Source organism: Ructibacterium gallinarum (genome assembly GCF_014982785.1).
Taxonomy (GTDB): domain Bacteria; phylum Bacillota; class Clostridia; order Monoglobales; family Monoglobaceae; genus Ructibacterium; species Ructibacterium gallinarum.
Genome location: NZ_JADCKB010000010.1, coordinates 1 through 22,384 on the forward strand (window position 1 = coordinate 1; position 22,384 = coordinate 22,384).

Genomic DNA, 22,384 nt, shown 5'->3' on the forward strand with positions numbered 1-22,384 from the left:
CATTTTACTCAAAAATCGTACTGAAATCAATCAGATACAATGATTTTATCCATAAACTCATTATGAAACTTTTGAAATTGTAAGAAAAACGGAGAAAATTAAAGAAAAACTAAGATTATATAGGGAGTGATTTTATGTACGGAAAAATTAAAAAAGGTTTTTTTACGATTCTTGGCGCCGCGGTAATGGGATTTTCTCTGGATCTTTTTCTGGTTCCCCTACACATCGCCGCTGGAGGCGTAAGCGGCCTTGCCACTGTAATCAGTTATCTGACTGGGTTGAGCGTTGGTCTGCTGATCTTGCTCATTAATATCCCCATTTTTATTGTGGGTGCGATTAATTTTAACCGCAAATTTCTGCTCTATTCCCTGCTGGGGACGCTTTCCCTTTCCATATCTACACAAGCCTTTGCCCTCATGCCCCCGCTGATCAGCGATCTTTTTCCCGCTTCTATTTTCGGCGGCGCTGGAATGGGTTTGGGTTTAGGTTTGGTACTTTGGATCGGCGGAAGTACCGGCGGAACTGACATTTTGGCCATGGTTTTAAAGAAGCGGTTTCCAAGATTTTCTCTGGGACAATTTTTCCTGCTAATTGACGGGACAGTCATTATAACCGCAGGACTAGTGTTTGGCGGCTGGGAAATCATTTTGTATTCCTCCGCCGCATTATTTGTTTCCAGCAAGGTGATTGATGCTGTTTTATCCGGTGTGGATTACGCCAAAATGGTTTATATCATGTCCGAAAACGCGGAAAATATCGCCTCAGAAATATACAGCCGAATGAAACGGGGCGTTACTGGATTGCAATCCATATCGATGTACACTGGAAAAAACAAACGAGTTCTGCTTTGTGTTATCCGGAAAGCAGAGCTTCCCAAATTGAAACGGCTGGTGCATCAAACTGACCCTGAATCCTTTCTTATTATATCAGATGCCCGCGAGGTATTGGGCAATGGATTCAAAGGCATAATTTAGAAAAAATAAATCACATATATACACATATATTTCAAACGGAGGTAATTATTTCATGAACGCTGAACAAATCTTAGACTTAAAAATTCATGCGGCTCATGTGCGGAAAATGGCTTTGGAAGCTGTTTATAGTGCAGGGGCCGGTCATCCAGGCGGCTCTCTCTCCGCCGCGGACATTCTTACATACCTGTATTTCAGGGAAATGAATGTCAAAGCCGATGACGCCAAAAATCCAGACCGGGATCGCTTTGTCCTTTCCAAAGGACACTGTTCCCCCGCACTTTACGGTGTACTGGCAGAAGCCGGCTTTATTCCCAAGGAGGACATCAAAACTTTTCGGAGCATTGACAGCTATCTGCAAGGGCACCCGGATATGAAAGGGGTAAACGGCGTCGATATGTCCACCGGCTCTCTGGGGCAGGGCATCAGCGCCGCGTGCGGTATGGCCATTGCTGCAAAACTGGATAAAAAACCTTACCGGGTCTATGCCATGATGGGCGACGGCGAAATTGAAGAAGGTCAGGTATGGGAGGCCGCCATGTTCGCCGCCCACTACAAACTGGACAACCTTACCGCGTTTTTAGACTTTAATGGTCTGCAGATCGACGGCGATGTAACCCAGGTCATGAACCCCACCCCCATTGATAAAAAATTTGAAGCTTTCAACTGGAACGTCATTTCCATTGACGCCCATGATTTTAACCAGATTGACGCGGCCGTACAGCAAGCAAAAGCAACTGCTGGAAAGCCAACTTTGATCCTTGCCAAAAGCATTAAAGGCAAAGGTGTATCCTTTATGGAAAATCAAGCGGGCTGGCACGGTGCGGCTCCCAACAAGGAACAATACGAACAAGGTATCCGTGAACTCGATGCTTATATTGAAAGTCTGGGAGGTGAGGCAAAATGAGCTATCAAATTGGAGAAAAAATTGCAACTCGTGAGGCATACGGAAAAGCGCTGGTGGAATTTGGATCTGATAAAAATATTGTGGTTCTGGATGCAGATCTTTCCAAATCTACCAAAACAGAGGGATTTAAAAAAGCCTATCCCGACCGCTTTATCAACATGGGAATTGCGGAAGGCAACATGATGTCCACCGCTGCGGGCATTGCCACCTGCGGAAAAACTGTTTTTGCCAGTTCCTTTGCCATGTTTGCCGCTGGCCGAGCTTTTGAACAAATCAGAAATTCCATTGGCTATCCGCACCTGAACGTAAAAATCGGCGCAACCCATGCGGGTATTTCTGTAGGCGAAGACGGCGCAACCCATCAGTGTCTGGAGGATATTGGTATTATGCGCACCATTCCGGGTATGGTTATTTTAAACCCTGCCGATGCCACCGAATCCCGCCTTGCTGTAAAGGCTGCTATCGAGCATAACGGCCCGGTCTATCTGCGGTTTGGTCGTCTGGCTGTTCCCGTTATTTTTGATGAAAGCTACCGTTTTGCCATCGGAAAAGGTGTTCAGCTGGCCGACGGTACTGACGTCACCCTGATTGGCACCGGATTGCTGGTTCCTGCGGTTATGGAAGCAAAGAAATTGCTTGCCGAACAGGGAATCAATGCGCGGGTCATCAATATGGCAACCATTAAGCCCATCGACAAAGACATCATTGTCAAAGCCGCCCTGGAGACCAGCGCCATTGTTACCGCTGAAGAGCATAATATCATTGGCGGACTGGGTTCTGCCGTAGCAGAAGTTCTGTGCGAAACTGTGCCTGTACCCATGCTCCGGGTAGGGACACAAGATGTATTCGGCAGAAGCGGTAAGCCCTATCCGCTGCTTGAAATGTACGGATTGGACGCAAAAACCGTTGTAGAAAAGGCAAAAGCTGCTGTTGCAATGAAGGCAAAATAGATGCACCGGTTTTCCCATTTCTCATCGGGTTTTGTACAGGGAAAAAGGATGATACTCGCATCTGTAAAATAATCATCGAAACCGGCTTGGATTTTCCCAGCCGGTTTTTCTGTACGCAGTGCTTCTGCTTGCAGAATGATTTATTTGGAAAAAGGAGGATAGAAAAATGATTTCTGCGATCAATAACCGCCGAAGTATTCGACGATTTTTACAAACACCCATTGCAAAAGAAGATATTATGGACATCATTCAAAGCGGGACAAAAGCTCCCTCCGCCAAGAATAGACAACCCTGGAAATACATTATTGTACAAGAAAAAGCAAAAGACGAAATGATAGAAATTTTTCGCCAAGGAATTGCAAGAGAAGAAAACAAAACCGCTCTGCTGCCGCAAAGCAAAAAGCATATTTCCGCTGCAAAATACACAGTTGATATTATCACCAAAGCCCCGGTCGTTATCTTTGCTGTAAATACATTGAGCAAAGACCTTTTTACGGCTCTCACACCGGAAGAACATATTTATGAAATTTGTAATATTCAGTCTGTCGCGGCCTCAATACAAAATATGCTTCTTACCGCTACAGAAAAAGGAATTGGAACGCTTTGGATATGTGATATTTATTTTGCCTATGAAGAATTATCGAAATGGCTAAACACCGAAGGTCAGCTTATTGCCGCCATCGCATTGGGGTATCCGGATGAATTTCCAAAAGAAAGACCACGCAAAAAAATAGAGGAAATCATAGAATGGAAAAATTAGCTATCCCATTTTAGCTAAAAAAATTATGTCCATAGTTAAACGGCATTTTCCTGCTTGTGTAGGAAAATGCCGTTTTCCATTACACGTTAAAATCCAAGGACTGCTTTTGCCAGGGTCATCATCAAGGGAATGGTTATGGCCGAGATCACCGTAGTAATTACCACGGCTCCGGAAGCATACCTAAAATCGCGGTTATAAATATCCGCAAGCATAGATACTGCGGTAGCAGTTGGGGTAACAGAGCAAATGGATGCCACCACACGCACCTGCGGTGGAAGCGGCAATACTGCCAGAATCGCAAACATGACGCATGGAATCAGCAAAAGCTTGATGGCGCTCATTTTATAGAATGCCTTATTCCTCAAACAAGCTTTTAAATCTGTTTGGGCCAAGAAACCACCCAGCACAATCATAGCGACCGGTGTATTTAAAGATCCAATTGAATCCACCGCTTCAAACACCGGTTCTGGAAGTTTCCATGGAGCAACAAACAGTAAAAGGCCAAACGCCACAGCGATGGTACCCGGATTCAGTAATGCCTGCCGTATATTAAACTTTCCCTCTGGGCAAAATGTCCGAGTTCCATAGGTCCAGAAGAGAATATTCAGCAGAATAATATTGGTAGATCCCAAAAACACCCCTTCTTCCCCCGCAAGCGCTAACATCAGGGGAATGGCCATAAATCCATTATTTGGGAAAACCACTGCCAGCCGATTTTCTGGACAGTGGGGTTCTTTTTTATTATAGAAAAACAGGGTAGCTGCGGTAATCAACACAGCATAACTTAAAACAGTAACGCCGAACATGATCAGCCACTGCAAAAACGCTTCATAGGTAAACTGCCGCTGAAATGAAGTAATCAAAATCATAGGCGTCACGATCTTCAGCAAAAGCTGCGACATATCCGCAAGCCCTTTATCGCTAATCATTCCTTTGCGGTAGATGATATATCCTACCACCACCATCAGCATCATGGCAAGAATTTGTTTATCCACAGTTAAAAAATATTCCAGCATTGTTATCCTCCAATTTTTTTCCGGACAAAAGGGCACAGAATTCCAATTCTGTACCCTTTTCGTTATTGAAAACACATTAAACTTCCATAATAATCGGAAGAATCATGGGCCGACGCTTTGTTTTACTGAACAAAAATCCGCCAACCTCATTTTTGATCCGGGTTTTCAAAGTAGACCAATCAATGGTATTCCCCCTGGTACATTGTTCCACCACACCGCAGGCCACATCTTTGACCGCATCCATTAGATCCTCTGATTCACGAACATAAACAAATCCACGAGAAATAATATCCGGCCCAGCCGCGCAACTGCAGCTTGCCCGGTCGATGGTCAGTACCACAATAATAATGCCGTCTTCTGCCAGGTGTTTCCGGTCACGCAACACTATATTGCCTACATCGCCGACGCCCAAACCGTCAACCAACACTTTGCCTGAAGGCACCGTACCCACAATTTTAGCACTGTCTTGAGAAAGCTCTAAAACCTTTCCGATATCCATAATAAATATATTTTTCGGATCCATACCGGTCTGAAGCGCCAATTCCCGATGCTTACATAAGTGCCGATATTCGCCGTGCACCGGAATAAAATACTTCGGCCGTGCCAAAGAAATAATAATCTTCATTTCCTGCTGGCAAGCGTGTCCTGATACATGCACGTTATCCTGCCGTTCGTGAATGACTTCCGCTCCATGTTTAAGCAATTCATTTACCACATTAGAAACCGCTTTTTCGTTCCCCGGAATCGGGTTAGCCGATATAATAACCAAATCTGTAGGCTCAATATTGATTTTTTTGTGAATAGAAAATGCGATTCGCGTCAGAGCCGACATTTCCTCACCCTGGCTTCCGGTGGTGACTACCACCAGCTTATCTTTGGGGTAGCGTCCAATTTCATCAATATCAATCAACGTGTTCTTCGGGATATTCATATACCCCAGTTCAATAGCGGCATTGAGTACATTTACCATACTTCTGCCAGATACCGCAACCTTTCTGCCGTATTTCACCGCGGCATTGATGATCTGCTGCACTCTATGTATGTTAGAGGCAAACGTAGCAACAATGATCCGCTTATCCGCTCCCCGCTCAAACAGGGAATCAAAGGTTTTTCCAATAGAGCTTTCGCTCATGGTATACCCCGGCCGGTCAGCATTGGTACTATCCGAAAACAAAGCCAAAATACCTTTTTTACCCAATTCACCAATCCGAGCTAAATCAATCATATCCCCATCAATGGGCGTAGGGTCAATCTTAAAATCGCCGGTATGCAGCAGTACGCCTGCCGGCGTGTGCAAAGCGATAGCTACAGCGTCTGCAATAGAGTGGTTGGTATGGATAAACTCGGCTTGAAACTCACCCAAACGCACGCTTTCGCCCGCTTCCAAGGTATTGAGCTTGGCAGAACGCAAAAGCCCGTGCTCTTTAAGTTTATTTTTCAGGATCCCCAAGGTGAGTCTTGTACCATACACTGGAACATTAAATTCTTTTAAAACATACGGGATAGCCCCTATATGATCCTCATGGCCGTGAGTCAATACAATACCACGTATTTTATTTGCCACCTTGTGCAGATAAGTAATATCGGGGATCACGATATCAACACCCAGCATATCATCATCCGGGAATGCCATGCCGCAATCGAGGATCACAACATCGTTGCCGTATTCAAATACTGTCAAATTCTTTCCTATCTCATTAAGGCCGCCCAGAGGGATGACTCTTATTTTTTTGCTTTTTTTCAAAATACTTCCTCCTATTTTCGTCTGAGTCCCCTGACTCAAAAAATTACACACCAAAAGAAAAGGGTCAAGGAGGCATGCACTCTTCCCTGTGCCGCACGCGGGCACACAAATAACGGTATGAAGGAATACACCGTGCCGAATTTCTCCTTACCTTTTCATCTTATTGAATTAGTCCGCTCATTCATTTTAACAAACTGTCCGCTCTCACCAGCCAGCCTGCGTTGGGTACTGCTAAATCCGAACAAATCATGTAGTTTTATTATACACTACTTTACTTCGATATGCAAGCCTTTTTCATAGTTTTTTCATATTTCACCGTTTCCTTTATACTAAGTATGGTCAAATTATATTTTTTTATACCCAACTCTTCCCTTTTTGAGAAAAATATAGTATACTATGCAAAAAGGAGGCGTATAGCCATGGTACATATAGGAAACGAATGGGACGACATATTAAAAGATGAATTTCAAAAACCATATTATTTGCGTCTGCGCTCCATTTTGGCACAGGAATACCGAACAAGGACAATCTATCCCGATATGTATGATATTTTTAACGCATTGCGCTATACCTCATATTCTGATGTAAAAGCAGTTATTTTAGGGCAAGATCCATACCACGGGCCGGGGCAGGCCCACGGCCTTTGTTTTTCTGTCAAGCGCGGTGTAGAACCGCCTCCGTCTTTAAAAAATATTTTTCAGGAAATACAAAACGAGCTGGGTATTGCCCCACCCGCGCACGGAGAGCTTACCTGCTGGGCAAAACAAGGCGTATTGCTGCTCAACACAGCGCTGACAGTGCGGGCTGGGCAGGCGAACAGCCATCGAGGGATTGGATGGGAAATTTTTACAGATCAAATTATTTCTCTTCTAAACCAGCGTCAGCAACCCATGGTATTTTTGCTGTGGGGCGCCAATGCCAAACAAAAACGCGCGCTGATCACCAATCCCAGCCACCTGATTTTAAGTTGTGCGCACCCAAGCCCGCTTTCTGCTTATCACGGCTTTTTTGGCTGCGGCCACTTTAAAGCCTGCAACGATTTTCTATCTGCCCGCGGAATCACGCCCATAGATTGGTCGGTAACCCCATAACCTTTTTCACGATAAAAACCGCACGGAAAATAAAATCCGTGCGGTTTTCTTATCCCCCGGGCTTTCTCCACCCGGAATTAAAATACGACTACCGTCGTCCCCACAGGAACATGCGACGCAATCCAATCAATTTCCGCCGACGGCATTCTGACACATCCGTGAGATGCTGGAGTCCCCTGGGTTCCATCCTGCACCGTTCCATTTGGATTAAACAAAATAGAATGCATAGCAATGGCCCGTTCCAGGTTAATGTACAACACAGGTTTGACATAATAGGTGGGATTAAACCAACCGTTGCTGTATGCACAATAGGTAACCACGCCGGTAGGGGTGGGTGTTGTATTTGCTCCGGACGAGCAGGTAGACACCCGAATAAGATCCCAGCGACCTTTGGCGCCCAAAAATACGTTCACCTTCTGCCGTTCTAGATTGATCCAGATCAAATACTCACTCTGGCTCTCATACCCTTTTGCATTGACAAAAATTTCTTTGTCTGTATCTGAAAAATCCTCATACACTGTATAGTTTTTACTGGAAATTCGGATGCTGTAATACGGAACCCAGCAAGCGCGCGCCTCTCCTGGAATCCAGATATATGCCGAGGTAAGTCCATTATGATCCATATAGATTACCTGATCTCCCGCGTTTAATCCGCCGTTGGTGGTTCCCAGCCATTTATCGCTGTATGTATAGGTCCAATTTAAAACAGTAGCTTCAATTTCCACCGGTTTGACCATCGAGAGCACCCGCTCTGCTTCCTTTTGCTCATACCAGCTGTCGTCGTAATTGTTGACCACAATTCGTTTCTCTATTCGGCGCACAACACCATTTAGATGTACCTCCAGCGCCACCGTCATTTCCGTATCGGCCATTCCCTTTTCGAAAGGTACTGATATCTGTATCGCAGTGGTTTTCCCGTTGTAAATGGGAAACTCTGAACTATAATAATCTGCTCGTGCTTCACCGTTCACAAACCATTGTGCCGATCCCAGCCGTTCTTCTGGTACACGTACCAAAACCGCTTGAATTTTTACATGCGGATTGTCAGGATTTATTTCTTCCACGCCGTCCATAAAAGCCATGGTAATGTGGTCCATAAACTCCTGATCCGAAAGCAAAGATGGATCTGTGTTTTGCTCTGGTGCAGACGTTTCATCAGGTTCTGCCGTATCATCCGGTTTAGGAATATCCTCCGGTTTTTCCGTAACATCTGGCTGGGGCATATCTTCTGGCTTTTCCGTAGCATCCGGCTTGGATATTTCCGAACTGCCAGGTATCACAAACTCAGGTTTTTCCGTCTTTTCCGGTACAGCCGTCTCTTCTGCGGGCGGCTCTGTCTGCTTGGGCACATCCGTTTCTTTGGGAGGTTCTGTCTGTTCCGGTGCTGTCACCTCTTCTGTCGGCGAATCTATTTGTCCCGGAATGGTATAATTCCCGTCCGCAAAAACCATTGGCATACTCTGCATCAGCATCAATACCGCCGTGAGTCCTATCATCCACTTGTTTTTCTTTTTCATTTTTCCCACCCTCTCTGTATGCAATTTTCAGCCATATGGTTATACACCCTGATTTTGAAATTCACTCCGCTTTTCTACTTTCATTATAGCTGATTTCTTCCTTCTTGTAAACGGTTTCTTTTTCCTTTTTATAAAAAATTTATTTTCCGGCAACAAAAAAGCCAGCACATGCGCTGGCCTTTTTGACTATATTTTATCTCTGTACCGATTGACGCTCTCATCAAGTCCCGGTTCATTCAAATAATTTCCATGAAACAAAGTGGCACAATCCTTTTGCTGTCCCACTCTGCGATATGCCTCCCAGGCAGCATCATATGCCGCCAACTGTATTTTCAAAGTCTCTATATCATAAACACCGGTATGATCTCCGCAGTATCCTTCAACCATCACCGCCCAGCCGTGATAAATGATACGAAACAGCGCCGCACCATAATTCACACTGACGCCAATATATTCCCCAAGCTCCTTATCCGGGAATTTTATAGAATGATAAAGTTCCTCTATTTCCTCCCAGATCCGCACGGCCTGGCGCTTTTCCACCAATGTCTCTCTAAGTGTACCGTCCTGATACAGCGCGGCAAAAACCTCTTCTAACTGATTAAGACCGCCCAGTTTATCATCCCGTATCCAGTTTCCGCAGGGCATGATTGATTGATGAAGATGAATATCATCATATGCCTGCACATATCTGCCCAGCAATTCTGCCCTGCAGGCCAGAAGACACAGCCGCCGGAATTTTTTACCGTCTTCTTCCTCTAACCCCATATGCTCCCGCGTATAGGTGTAAAAGATTTCCTCTTCCGTTCGACTAGGATCTTGTGCATATTGCGCAATCACATATGTATTAAGGTCACACCAAAATTCATTGTGTAAATATGGCCCTTCCCAGCCTCCGCCCCGAGACCAGGTATAAATCCCGCACACCAGTGGATGTCCTGCCACATCTTTTAATCCTCTGGGAGAAGTATATTCCTCAAAGGTATTGATGACTCCATCCATGACATACATGGGATAAGCGCCTTTTCCTTCATATTCACGCTGACACTGCACTTCTATAATCTGGCGGTGCTTTCCAAGCGTGATACAAGGATTAAATTTCACACGGCGCCAAAAATCCAACGCGGTGTGCTTGATGGAAAACAAAAGCTTTTCATGAGGCTCCACCTGTGCGCAGACCTCCTGATAATATTCTGGATCCGCGTGAAACCGATCTGGAAAACAATCCCAGGCGCGAAAGAACAAATATCTGCCATGCCGCACGCAGACTTCTTCACGCAGGAATTGCAAAAGAAACGCAAAATCCTGTTTTTCCTTTTCCTTATCGCCGTAAATAACCGCACCGTTTCCCACATGATACGGCGTGTCATGCAAATAAGTTTCACCCACTCTGATAATCAGCCCGTCAACGTCTGGGAAACGCCGGAACATGGCGTCAAACAAAGCACGGTGTATCTCCAGTGTTTTGTCCCGCCGCAAAGAAATTTTTCCATTTTCATCACATATTTCCTTCTGGTACCGCTCTACCAATATCCGCGGCAAAACAAACAAATCAATGTGATAATACACCTTAAGGCCGGCCTCTTTTGCCCTTTTGATTTCCGCATCAATCCCCTCGGCAAACTGGTCGATCCATTGTTTTGCCTCAGATCCCTCCGGGAAAATTTCCGGATCGTATTCTGAAAAATCAACTGCTGTATTGATATGTTTAAAAACCTGTGCCCGATAACCATATTCCCGTAATTTAACCGGATTTAAAAACGCTGTTTCTGTAGGTGCTTCTCCGGGATTATGATGCACCATATCCATAATAAATTCCATATTATTTTCCCGCCTTTTTCCTGCCGGCTTTTATTTTATCCGGCGTGATGTACATCAACAAAAGCAACCCATTTTTGTTGCTTTTCGTCATTTTTCCAGTTTTTTTCTTTGCAAAATCTTTTTAAAATTCACCGCAAACATGGTGGCAGTCGTTACCACTGCCAAAAAGTCCGCCACCGGCTCGGCAAGATAAACCGCACATACCTTAGCCGTTTCAAATCCCTGCAGAAGCTCTCGAATATTGTCCGGTATCATCCACGCCAAGGACTCTGCCGGCAAAACACGCGGCAAAATAAAAATCAGGGGAATCAGCAAAATCACTTTTCGCAGCACTGCCAGAAAAATAGAAATCGGCGCTTCATTCAGTGCAATAAATGTCTGCTGACAAGCAACCTGAATGCCAAACAGCAAACATGCCGCCATCGAAATACGGACAGCCCAGACACCAATCACGGTTAACTGAGGATCGGAACTGAACATTCCCACGAAGACTTGCGGCAGGAACATTGCGACACTCCACAGTAACGTGGAATAAATCACAGAACTAATCAGCAATAATTTAAAAGCCGCTTTGACCCGCTTAATATTTCCCGCACCAAAATTGAAGCTCACAATGGGCTGAGCCCCTTGTGTTAAGCCCTGCAAGGGCATCATGGCAAACTGCATAACCGAAGAGACAATGGTCATGGCTCCCACAGCCAAATCGCCGCCAAACTGGTACAAAGAAGTATTAAAGCTGATATTCAGCGCACTCTCTGTAATCTGCATGATAAAGGGCGACATACCCAGGGCAAGCACCGGAAGCATCACACGGGGACGAAACCGAAGATAACACTTACGAATCCGCAGCGAAGTTTTTTTCCCTGTCAAAAAACGCAGTACCCAAATTGCTGATAAACACTGGGACAGAATGGTGGCAAGCGCCGCCCCCTGGACACCCATATGAAAGACAAAAATAAAAATTGGATCCAGCACAATATTTGTAATTGCTCCAATCAGAATCGTTTTCATACTGGTCATGGAAAATCCCTGTGCTGTAATAAATGGGTTGAGTCCCAGCACCATCTGGACAAAAATAGTTCCGATAGCATAAATATGCATATACTGCACCGCATAAGGCAGGGTTGTATCTGCATTGCCGCCAAACATCAGCAACAACGGTTCTGCCAGCCAAAAGGTCAAAACCGTTAAAACAACTGAAATCACTGTCAACGTTGCAGTACAGTTTCCAATAATTTCTTCTGCGCCCTTATGATCATTTTCACCCATCCGCATAGCAACCCGGGGTGCACCACCCATACCTACCAGCATACTAAACGCAGAAATAATCATAATTAAGGGGAATGTCAGACCTACACCAGTCAGCGCCGTTGCGCCTACTTCCGGAATATGCCCGATATAAATTCGATCCACAATATTATAAAGTGCGTTGACCACCTGTGCAATAATCGTGGGTATCGCCATTTGAAAAAGCAGCCGCCCAATGCTTCCACTGCCCAAATCAGCCTGTTGTTGCATTGCTGTCCACAGCCTCCTTCACACTAAGCTTCGTTTCGGTATCACAGGAAAGCACGGCTTTTCTTGCAAGCATTTCATCAATTCTTGCAATATAATCCTGCGGTTCCTTCACATTAAAGATCCGTTCGATCCGGTCGGTACTACGCTCTACCGTCTTTGTAACCCCACCGCATCCCAAGGATAAAATGGTCTGTATTTCTTCCATAATGTAAATATTATACAGACTATCAAACCCCGCTTTCGCATAACCCACGTTTTCCAAATTTCCCAACTGATTCTTCTGCCGGTACAAATAATAGGGATGTTTTTCCTGCCGGGTCAGAAAATCCCGAGCATAATCCACCATTTCCATTACGGTTTCCGCATCTGCCAGCTGGTACTGTTCCAAATATTCGTGCAAGCGGGATGACCGCTTGATACTCATAGTATGTACGGTTGTATTTTCGGGAGAAAGCTTTTCGACCTCCTCCAGCGTATACCGAAACATATCCGGCGTTTCCCCTGGCAGCCCTGCGATCACATCCATATTGATACAGTCAAAACCACAGTCTCTTGCCATAGCCACTGCCTGCCGAATCTGATCCGGCGTATGTGCCCGTCCGATCAAATCCAAGGTTTCCTGATTCATAGACTGCGGATTGATACTGATCCGATCTACTCCATGCCGCTTTAGCGTTTTCAGTTTCTCATACGTTACTGTATCAGGGCGACCGGCTTCCACCGTAAACTCCCTGCATGCAGACAAATCAAAAGCATCATAAACCCAGGAAAGCAAATCATCCAGCTGCGGCGCCGACAGCGTAGTAGGCGTCCCCCCGCCGATATACACCGTTTCTACCCGGTTTTTGTTTTGCGCAACAATCTGGCCGGTATAAGCAATTTCCTTTTTCAAACACGTAAGATACTCTGGAATCAGCTTTGCCGCCTGCCTTGTCCCACAGGTCACAAAGGAACAGTATAAACAGCGGGTCGGGCAAAATGGAATGCCGATATAAATACTGATGCCGTCATCATACATGGCCTCCCGAATGGGAAGCTCACACTTGGCCACTTGAAGCGCCAGGGTGGCTTTTCTGCGGCTGACCCCGCATTCCTTCATAAAATATTCTACCACCTGTCTGCCGTCTTTCCCTTCCAGCAACAGCTTAGTAGCAATCTTAGCCGGACGGATCCCATTCAGGATTCCCCACGGCGCTCTTTCTTCTTCCTTCATCTCAAATATGGATTTTCCTTTCTCTCGTCTCCTATGACAGTTGCCGGTCCATGCCCCGGATAAACCCGAATTTCATCCGATAGCGGCATGATTTTCTGCTGAATGGAGTCAATTTCCTGTTTTAAGTCCCCCGTGGGGTGATCCACCCGACCCACACTCCGCCAAAACAGCGTATCGCCGCTCAGCAAAAAATCATCTCCCAATAGACAAATACAATCCGAAGTATGTCCCGGTGTATGCAATATCTTTAGCCGAATTTCCCCTACGGTAATCTGATCTCCATCCTTTAAATATCCATCTGCAGAAATTGGCGACCACTCTCTGCCCACATAGTGACATAAATTATAGATGCCGTCGTTTAAAAACTGCTGGCCGTTTTCGTGGATCCACACCGGAACAGAAAGTGCTTCCTTGAGCTCCGGCAATGCCAGTATATGATCAAAATGCCCATGCGTGAGTATAATTCTGTCCAGCGTATACTCGTGCTCCGCAAGAAGACCCAAAATAGTTTCCGTCTCATCGGGAGCATCAATCAGCACTGCTTTTCCAGTTTTTTCATCTGCCAGAATATAGCAGTTGGTTCCCAGCTCACCTAAAGTTAATTTATGAAAGTTCATGGTTTTCTCCGTTCTGCCGCCACAGGCGGCCTGTTTTTACATACATCAAAGTGATTTTTATTGTCTCCGGCGCACCACCGACAAAACACTGTCTACCTTTTTCAGCCGTTTTATTGTTTGTTCCAGCTGCGCGGTATCCGAAATTTCCATGGTCAATTCAATAATTGCCAGATTATTCTTGCCGGTTCTTGCATTGACATTGGTCACATGCGTTTTCATTTCCGAAATGGTGGTCATAATATCAAGCAGCAGATTCGCCCGATCCGTCGCCGTAACATACAGCATAGACTGGAAAGTGTTGTCCGTATCATCTGCCCAGCGCACCGGGATAAAGCGATTCAACTCTTCGGAATTGGCCTGGGCATGAATCATATTAATACAATCTGCTCGATGAATCGCAACACCGCGGCCCCGGGTAACATATCCCACGATCTTGTCGCCTGGCACCGGATTACAGCAATGGGAAAAACGGGTCAGACAATTATCAATACCCTCTACAATGACACCACTGTTATTGGGTTTTGAAGTCGTCTTTACCACCATTGGAATCACTTCTTCCGGTGGCAGAACCTCTTCCTCCACGATCCGTTTCTTACACTCGGTTTTAAACCGGGTCACAAACCGAGTGGCATTGGGACTTCCATAACCGATGGCGGCATACATGTCCTCAATATTATTGAACCCATATTTCCTCAGCAAATTCTGCAAAAACGGCTTATCCTCCAGAAAGCTCAGCGGAATTGACAGCTGTTTTAGGGCTTTTTCCAGGATTTCATGGCCTTTTGCCATGTTTTCTTCTCGGTTGACCTTCTTAAACCACTGATTGATTTTATTTCTTGCCTGGGAGGTCTTGCAAATCTTAATCCAGTCAAGATTGGGTCCATGGCCGCCGCCTGTGGTAATAATATCTACAATATCCCCGTTTTGCAGAGTATAATCCAAAGTTACAATTTTTCCGTTGACCTTTGCCCCTGTCATGCGGTTTCCCACCGCACTGTGAATGGCATAGGCAAAATCAATCGGCGTAGCTCCTACCGGAAGACTGATTACATCCCCTTTGGGCGTAAACACAAACACCTCGTCACTGAACATATCTATTTTTAGCGTCTGCATAAAATCCTCGGCATTAGTCATGTCCTTCTGGATCTCAAGCAGTTGCTTAATCCATTCCAGCTTACTATCCATATCGCTGGCACCGCTTTTACCCTCTTTATATTTCCAGTGGGCCGCAATTCCGTTTTCGGCGGTATGGTGCATTTCCCAAGTCCTGATCTGTATCTCAAACGGTGTGCCGTTTGGGCCAATCAGAGTAGAATGCAGCGACTGATACATATTGGGCTTGGGCATGGCAATATAATCTTTAAACCGGCCCGGAATGGGCTTAAAAAGCTCATGCACCATACCAAGCACCGAATAGCAGTCCGCAACGGTATCTACAATAACACGGACAGCAAACAAGTCATACAGTTCATCTATGGTTTTGTTCTGCATAAACATTTTCCGGTATATACTGTAAAAATGCTTAGCACGGCCTTCTACGTGTGCCTTGATATGCAGAGAATCCAGCTTCTCCTGTAAAATATTAATAATATCTTTGATATACTTTTCCCGTTCTTCCCGTTTTTGAGCAATTTTATCTACAATTTCATAATAGCCAATGGGGTCAATATACCGAAGTGCCAAATCCTCCAATTCCCATTTGATTTTGGACATACCAAGCCGGTGTGCCAAGGGGGCATAAACCTCCAGCGTTTCCCGGGCAATTTCACGCTGTTTTTCTTCCGGCTGATACTTTAACGTCCGCATATTGTGCAGCCGGTCCGCCAGCTTAATCACAATCACCCGCACGTCTTTTGCCATAGCAAAAAACATTTTTCTCAAATTTTCAATTTGCTGTTCTTCCTTAGAGGTATACGGAATTTTATTTAGTTTGGTAACTCCGTCCACCAGCATAGTTACAGTTTCCCCAAACTCCTTCACCAATTCTTCCCGGGTGGTTTCGGTATCCTCTACCACGTCATGCAGAAGCGCCGCACAAATGGACTGCGGATCTAACTCCATATCCGCCAGGATATATGCCACCTGTACCGGATGCGTCACGTACGGTTCGCCGGATTTGCGCATCTGTCCCTCATGCTTCTTCATGGCATAGTTATATGCTTTTTTTACAATATCCAAATCATCCGCCTTGTGATACTGACGGATTCGATCCAACAACGTTTCCAAAGAAATCAGAGCCATGAAAAAACCTCCTTTCAAATAAAGACAGAAAACGCTGGCAGAGTGAACTCCCCAACGTTTTTCCCTAAGTAAACAGCACTGCAGCCATCGGGCTTTCCAACCCGGCGGCATCTCTCTTTAAATATTCTCAATCTCACCGGATTTTTTGATATCCTTTAAAATCAACTGGACATTCTGAAAGCCCTTATAATCATTGATGTCCAACGCAAAGGCCACATCAATAAAATCGCCTTCTTCCAGATACTGATAATATTCTCCCATGCCAAAGCCCACGGCATCCAAATATTTTCCGTCCTTAAGCAAGGTCATCCGCAGATGCTTCCCCTCGCTCATCACACTGATTTTATGTATCTTAATATTTCGAACCGCAAAAGCCGGCGTAGGATTATCCACACCAAATGGCTGCAGACGGTTAATATCATTGACGGTTTCCAATGTAATATACGGCACCTTAATTGCTGCATCCAGCAAAATAGTAGGCGTCATCATCTTTTCTGTTATCTGATCCTTAGAACAGCTATTCACTTTTTTACGAAATGCTTCAATGTTTTCTGATTTAATGGTCAGACCAGCCGCCAATTCATGACCGCCAAATTTTTCAAGCAGATCAGAGCACTGCTCTAAAACACCAAACAGGTTAAAACCGCTGACGCTCCTGCCAGAGCCCTTGGCCTCATCACCGTCAATAGCAAACAGGATAGAAGGTTTATAAAATTTTTCGGTTATTTTAGAAGACACGATTCCAACAATGCCGTGATGCCAATCCTTATGCGGAATCACAATCACTTTGTCTTCCTTAACCTCTGGATGCTCTTCCAGATACTCCATAGCCTCTTTAAACATTTTCTGCTCTGTCTGCTGCCGAAGGGTATTCTCCTCACACAGAGATTCTGCCAGTTTTTTTGCTTTTTCTGCATCATCTGTCAAAAACAACTCAACACTTCTGGACGCACAGCCAAGACGGCCGCTGGCATTAATTCTGGGCGCAATGGTGTAACCAATGGTAGAGGTGGTGATGGCCTTTCCATTGGTAGAAACATCAATCAGCGCTTTTAGTCCTACATTTTTGGTGGTCTTAAAACGCTTTAATCCTTCAGTAACAATCACCCTGTTTTCATCAATCAGCGGCGAAATATCCGCCACCGTACCAAGGCACATCAGGTCTGCATATTTGTCCATCAAATCCGGCAGGGACTTTTTATCATCCAGCGCCTGAATTAACTTAAATACCACGCCTACACCCGCCAGGCTCTTAAATGGATATACACAGTCCTTTCTCTTAGGATCAATCGCCGCATACACATCCGGTAGCTGCTCCTTGCATTCATGATGATCCGTCACAATCACATCAAGGCCGAGTTCCTTTGCATATTCACTCTCTTCCACCGCAGTAATTCCGGTATCCACCGTAATAATCAACGAGGTGCCGCCTTTGTGAATCTTATCCAGCGCCTCTTTGTTCACACCATACCCTTCCTGCATACGGTCCGGCACATAATAATCCACTTCAATTCCCATCTCCCGGAGATGCTTATACAAAATTGCAATAGAAGTAATACCATCCACATCATAATCACCGTAAATGGTAATTTTTTCACCTTCATCTCTGGCTTTCCAAATCCGGTCCGCAGCTTTTTCCATATCCTTGAGTAAGTATGGATCATGCATTACTCCCAAATCCTTGGAAAGAAAACGGGTAATCGCTTCGTCATCATGGATACCTCGGTTATAGAGAATGATTGCAGTCAGCGGTGAGATATGATATTGTTTTGAAATCTCCACAACGCGTTTCTTATCAAACTCCCTGAGCAGCCACTTTTTCTTTAACATAATCTATAGTCTCCCTGGTTCTTTAGTTTTACAACTTGAGCGGGGTTACCCCCGATTTCTATCCGGTATTTTCTTGAACCACATTACCGGCATGCATAGCATTAGAACTATTTTATCACGGTTTGTGGCAAATTACAACACCTTTTTCAAATTAAATAGAAATAAAACTTACCAATATTTAATTCATACTTTTATGCAACTGCATGAACACTTCCATAAAACAGCGAAATATCTAGCTTTATTTCAGCTCCACAATGGTAACACCGTCTTCGCCTTCCCCGTATTTACCTAGCCGAAAACTTTTAACCTGCGGATGCCGCCGCAACATATTCTGCACGCCAGCACGTAAGGTTCCGGTTCCTTTCCCATGAATAATGCTCACCGTATGCAAACCAGCCATGGAGGATTCATCCAAGAACTTATCCGTTTGCATCAAAGCTTCCTCCAGCATCATACCCCGCAAATCCACTTCTGCCTTTACTTCACCGCGACGCAGTCCAGTCTGGCTTCTCCGAGGCGGCTCCGTTTTCGGCCGAACTCCCTCTTCTTCCTCCAAAAGTGTTAAATTATCGGCTTTGGCAGTAATTTTCATAATTCCCACCTGCACCACAGCAGTATTTTCCTTTTTATTAACCGATAGTACACTGCCTTTATCCCCTAGGTCATTAATCATAACCGAAGCGCCCAGCTTTAAGGTATTGATATTCACCCCTGCCGGTTTTGCCTGCACTGCCGTCCGCACTTTCGGACTTTTATTCTTTTTTCTTTTCAGCCCCAGCTGACGGCGAATCTCTTCCATGGCACGAAGTTGCTCCTGCTCATCCTTGGCTTTTCTTGCCGCCTTTGCCTCCTCCAGCATCGCATCAGTTTCTCTCTGGGCACGCTCAATAATTTTCTCCGCTTTTTCTCGCGCCCGGTCATAAATCTTATCCTTCTGCTTCTCAATTTTCTCCCGTTCCTGCTCCAACTGCTGGCGCAAAACTTCCACTTCTTGCCGCAGCCGTATGGTTTCCTGAGATTCTCTTTCCGTTGTTTGTCTATTTTTTTCAATGCTGGTTAGGATATCCTCAAACTGCAAATTTTCTTCTGAAAGCCGCTGTCTGGAACGGTCAATAATCTCTTTAGGAAGCCCCAGCCGCTCTGAAATCGCAAAAGCATTGCTCTTTCCCGGTACGCCAATAAGCAGGCGATAAGTAGGGCTTAAGGTTTCCACATCAAATTCACAGGAGGCATTTTCCACCCCGGGCGTAGAAAGTGCATACAATTTCAGTTCGCTGTAATGCGTCGTTGCCACCGTCTCCGCTCCAGCTGCCCTAATATGCTCTAAAATGGATTCTGCAAGCGCAGCGCCTTCCACCGGGTCAGTCCCGGCTCCCAATTCATCAAACAGAACCAGACAATTTTCCCTCGCCCGGCTGACAATCCGTACGATATTTTTCATATGGGATGAAAAAGTGGACAGGCTTTGCTCTATGCTTTGTTCATCTCCAATATCAGCAAAAACATCAGTAAACACCGGCATAATACTATCTTCTGCCGCAGGGATATGCAGTCCCGACTGGGTCATCAGGCAAAACAGCCCGATGGTCTTAAGCACCACTGTCTTTCCGCCGGTATTGGGTCCTGTCACAATCAGACTGTCAAACTCCTCTCCCAGCCTGACACTGATAGGCACAATCTTTTTTCGATCAATTAAAGGATGCCTGCCTTTTCTGATATTCACCCTGCCTTCCCGGTTCAGCTGAGGACACACCGCCTTCATATCCAGCGCCAAATGGGCCTTAGCAAAAACAAAATCCAAGTGAATCAAGGTGTCAAAATTCAGTTCCAGTTCAGGAGCAATTTCAGCGGCCGCCTGAGAAATTTCCATCAAAATCCGCTCTATTTCCGCCTTTTCCCGAACCTCAAGTTCGTGCAGCTCATTATTGGCATTGACCACGCCTTCCGGCTCAATAAATACCGTTCCCCCGGAAGCAGACATATCATGAGCAATTCCTTTTACATCCGCCCTATGCTCCGCCTTTACCGGCACCACATACCGGTTGTTGCGCATGGTAACGATAGGATCCTGCAAAAATTTTTGATAATATCCCGAATGAATCATAGAATCCAGCGTTTCCCGAATCCTGCTCGCCGCGTTTTTGGCTTTCCGCCGAATTCGATAAAGTTCAGGACTTGCATCATCAGCCATTTCCTCCTCTGACAAAATAGCAGACGTAATTCTATCCTCCACCGCTTTCTCCGGTACCAGCTCTTCTATATATCCGCAAAGTATGCCGGTCTGCTCCCACGTCAGCCGCTTTAAAGTCCGAGCATTCTTTAAAATTCTGGCCAGATTCAAAAGTTCTGCCATGTTAAGAGAACCGCCTATCTGAAGCCGTTTCATCTGTTCTTTAATATTGCATATCCGAAGCATATCCGGTGTGCCGTATTTTAAAATCAAAGTCACAGCAGCGTCGGTTTCCAGCAGAGTTTGTTCTACAATACGGAAATCTTCCGATGGCACCAGTTCCTGAATTTTGCGTTTGGTATCCTCGTTTTTAGCAAACGCAGCCAGCATATTTAAAATCTTATCATATTCCAACGTTTTCAAAGTTTTATGTTCCATATTCTCATCCTCCCACAAGCGGGGTATTTCTATACTTTTTGCCTAAAATAATATTATACACAAAAAAACTTAATTTTGTCTACCCTTTTTCAAAAATTCTACGCACACTTTGTCCCGCTTTGCATAGACTAATACTGCGAAAGCCTTTCCGTCCGGCCGGAAACACGCCGCACCTGTTTGCAGCGCTTGTCTGTGCCGGACAAAATTTCTTACAAAGCCAAAGTAGATAACAGATATTGGTTGAAAAAATTCTGCACTTGTGATACAATATGAAGTTAGAAGTTTCAAAGAAATAAAAATAGCCCATGCCAATTTTTCCTTCGCATCGCTTCGGAAACACACATGGGCATTCATTAAAATCTCTTATTCTTTCTGTGTGGATAAGAGCTAGAATGAAGCTTTGCCGTTACACTGCGGCAGACAAGGAGAATGTTATGGAACGATATTTTGATAACAGCGCCACTACACAGCCTTATCCACAGGTAACGGCCAAGGTGGCAGAGGTTATGCAAAACCAATATGGGAATCCGTCCTCCCTGCACCGGCTGGGCATTGCGGCGGAAAAAGAAGTTAAAGCCGCCCGGGAAGCCATTGCCCAAACCCTGAAGGCTTCACCGGGAGAAATTTACTTTACCTCCGGCGGAACGGAATCCAACAACCTGGCTATCCGCGGTGTTTGCGCCGCCAGCCGGGGCCGGCAGATTATCAGCTCCCCACTGGAACATCCTGCCACACTGAATACCTTGATGTATCTCAAAAAAAAGGGTTACCGCATAGACTTTATTCCGGTAGACCATGATGGCATCATCAGTCTGCCGGCTTTTGAAGATCTACTCTGCGATGATACGGCTTTGGTCACCGTTATGCTGGTTAATAACGAGATTGGTTCCGTACAACCCATATCGCGGCTGGCAGAAATAATGAAGAGAAAAAATAAAAGGGCATACCTTCATGTAGACGCCGTACAAGGCTACTGCAAGGTTCCTTGTGATGCGAAAACACTGGGCGCGGATTTGCTCAGTATCAGTGGACATAAAATCCACGGTCCAAAAGGGATCGGTGTGCTGTATGTAAAAAAAGGTACAAAAATAGCGCCCATCCTCTTTGGCGGCGGACAGCAGGACAATCTAAGGTCAGGCACCGAAAACGTGCCAGGTATTGCTGGAATAGGACTGGCCGCCAGTCTTTGCTATCAGCATATGGCAACTGCTGTTCCGAGAATGCATATGCTTCGCCAACGTCTGGAGAAAGGGCTTCGGGAGAATCTGTCTGATATAAAAATTAACACACCGGAAAACTGCGCACCCCACATTTTAAATGTTTCCTTTGCCGGAGTCCGCTCCGAGGTGGTGCTGCATTCTCTGGAAGATGAAGAAATTTATGTTTCCAGTGGTTCGGCATGTTCTAGCCACAAAAAAGAGCCCAGCTATGTGCTGACGGCCATTGGTACCGACCGGAACATGATCGACGGAAGTATCCGGCTGAGTCTTTCTGAATTTACCACCCAAGACGATATTGACGCTGCCGTGGAAGCGCTTACCCGAATTGTCACCATGCTGCGCAGGATACCCCTGCGGTAAGGA

16 protein-coding genes are annotated in these 22,384 nt (G+C 45.4%); 6 read left to right on the forward strand and 10 right to left on the reverse strand.

Annotated elements, in window-relative coordinates:
• Nucleotides 1–134 precede the first annotated feature (134 nt).
• The 4 genes from INF28_RS05985 (at nt 135) to INF28_RS06000 (ending at nt 3,588) form a co-directional block, all read left to right on the forward strand.
• Nucleotides 135–974, forward strand: coding sequence for a YitT family protein (locus INF28_RS05985; RefSeq protein ID WP_226392561.1), 840 nt, complete (start codon nt 135–137; stop codon nt 972–974).
• A gap of 52 nt (nt 975–1,026) precedes the next feature.
• Entirely contained in the window at nt 1,027–1,878 is an 852-nt protein-coding gene (locus INF28_RS05990) for a transketolase (protein ID WP_226392562.1), read from the forward strand.
• 8 nt (nt 1,879–1,886) lie between these two features.
• A complete protein-coding gene (locus tag INF28_RS05995; protein ID WP_226392620.1) occupies nt 1,887–2,828 on the forward strand; it encodes a transketolase family protein in 942 nt (313 codons plus the stop codon).
• Nucleotides 2,829–2,994: 166 nt separating this feature from the next.
• Nucleotides 2,995–3,588 (forward strand): nitroreductase family protein, encoded by a 594-nt coding sequence (locus tag INF28_RS06000; RefSeq protein WP_226392563.1) that lies wholly within the window; start codon nt 2,995–2,997, stop codon nt 3,586–3,588.
• 86 nt (nt 3,589–3,674) lie between these two features.
• Here the strand turns inward: INF28_RS06000 and INF28_RS06005 are convergent, their stop codons facing one another.
• Complete coding sequence (locus INF28_RS06005) at nt 3,675–4,604, reverse strand: AEC family transporter (RefSeq protein ID WP_226392564.1); 930 nt, start codon at nt 4,602–4,604, stop codon at nt 3,675–3,677.
• Nucleotides 4,605–4,680: 76 nt separating this feature from the next.
• Nucleotides 4,681–6,351 carry a ribonuclease J gene (locus tag INF28_RS06010; protein ID WP_226392621.1) on the reverse strand — a complete coding sequence of 557 codons (1,671 nt, stop codon included), beginning with the start codon at nt 6,349–6,351 and terminating at the stop codon, nt 4,681–4,683.
• 416 nt (nt 6,352–6,767) lie between these two features.
• On the opposite strand from INF28_RS06010, the gene ung reads away from it, so the two are divergent.
• The gene (gene ung / locus INF28_RS06015) at nt 6,768–7,439 is read left to right on the forward strand and encodes a uracil-DNA glycosylase (RefSeq protein ID WP_226392565.1); all 672 of its coding nucleotides are present in this window, start codon (nt 6,768–6,770) and stop codon (nt 7,437–7,439) included.
• Between the two features lie 77 nt (nt 7,440–7,516).
• Here the strand turns inward: ung and INF28_RS06020 are convergent, their stop codons facing one another.
• The 8 genes from INF28_RS06020 to INF28_RS06055 form a co-directional block, all read right to left on the reverse strand.
• Nucleotides 7,517–8,956 carry a L,D-transpeptidase family protein gene (locus tag INF28_RS06020; RefSeq protein ID WP_226392566.1) on the reverse strand — a complete coding sequence of 480 codons (1,440 nt, stop codon included), beginning with the start codon at nt 8,954–8,956 and terminating at the stop codon, nt 7,517–7,519.
• A 186-nt stretch (nt 8,957–9,142) separates the two neighbouring features.
• The gene (locus INF28_RS06025; protein ID WP_226392567.1) at nt 9,143–10,774 is read right to left on the reverse strand and encodes a hypothetical protein; all 1,632 of its coding nucleotides are present in this window, start codon (nt 10,772–10,774) and stop codon (nt 9,143–9,145) included.
• A gap of 87 nt (nt 10,775–10,861) precedes the next feature.
• Nucleotides 10,862–12,292: an MATE family efflux transporter gene (locus INF28_RS06030; RefSeq protein WP_226392568.1), complete on the reverse strand. Its 1,431-nt coding sequence runs from the start codon at nt 12,290–12,292 to the stop codon at nt 10,862–10,864.
• Nucleotides 12,276–13,505 carry a coproporphyrinogen dehydrogenase HemZ gene (gene hemZ, locus INF28_RS06035; protein WP_226392569.1) on the reverse strand — a complete coding sequence of 410 codons (1,230 nt, stop codon included), beginning with the start codon at nt 13,503–13,505 and terminating at the stop codon, nt 12,276–12,278. Before hemZ ends, INF28_RS06030 begins: the two co-directional genes overlap by 17 nt.
• A complete protein-coding gene (locus INF28_RS06040) occupies nt 13,502–14,122 on the reverse strand; it encodes an MBL fold metallo-hydrolase (RefSeq protein ID WP_226392570.1) in 621 nt (206 codons plus the stop codon). Before INF28_RS06040 ends, hemZ begins: the two co-directional genes overlap by 4 nt.
• A 57-nt stretch (nt 14,123–14,179) precedes the next feature.
• A complete protein-coding gene (locus INF28_RS06045) occupies nt 14,180–16,363 on the reverse strand; it encodes a RelA/SpoT family protein (protein ID WP_226392571.1) in 2,184 nt (727 codons plus the stop codon).
• A gap of 117 nt (nt 16,364–16,480) precedes the next feature.
• On the reverse strand, nt 16,481–18,193 hold the full coding sequence (gene recJ / locus INF28_RS06050; protein ID WP_226392572.1) for a single-stranded-DNA-specific exonuclease RecJ: 1,713 nt from the start codon (nt 18,191–18,193) through the stop codon (nt 16,481–16,483).
• Nucleotides 18,194–18,431: 238 nt separating this feature from the next.
• Entirely contained in the window at nt 18,432–20,801 is a 2,370-nt protein-coding gene (locus INF28_RS06055) for an endonuclease MutS2 (RefSeq protein ID WP_226392573.1), read from the reverse strand.
• A gap of 434 nt (nt 20,802–21,235) precedes the next feature.
• On the opposite strand from INF28_RS06055, the gene INF28_RS06060 reads away from it, so the two are divergent.
• Complete coding sequence (locus INF28_RS06060) at nt 21,236–22,381, forward strand: cysteine desulfurase family protein (protein WP_226392574.1); 1,146 nt, start codon at nt 21,236–21,238, stop codon at nt 22,379–22,381.
• Nucleotides 22,382–22,384 lie beyond the last annotated feature (3 nt).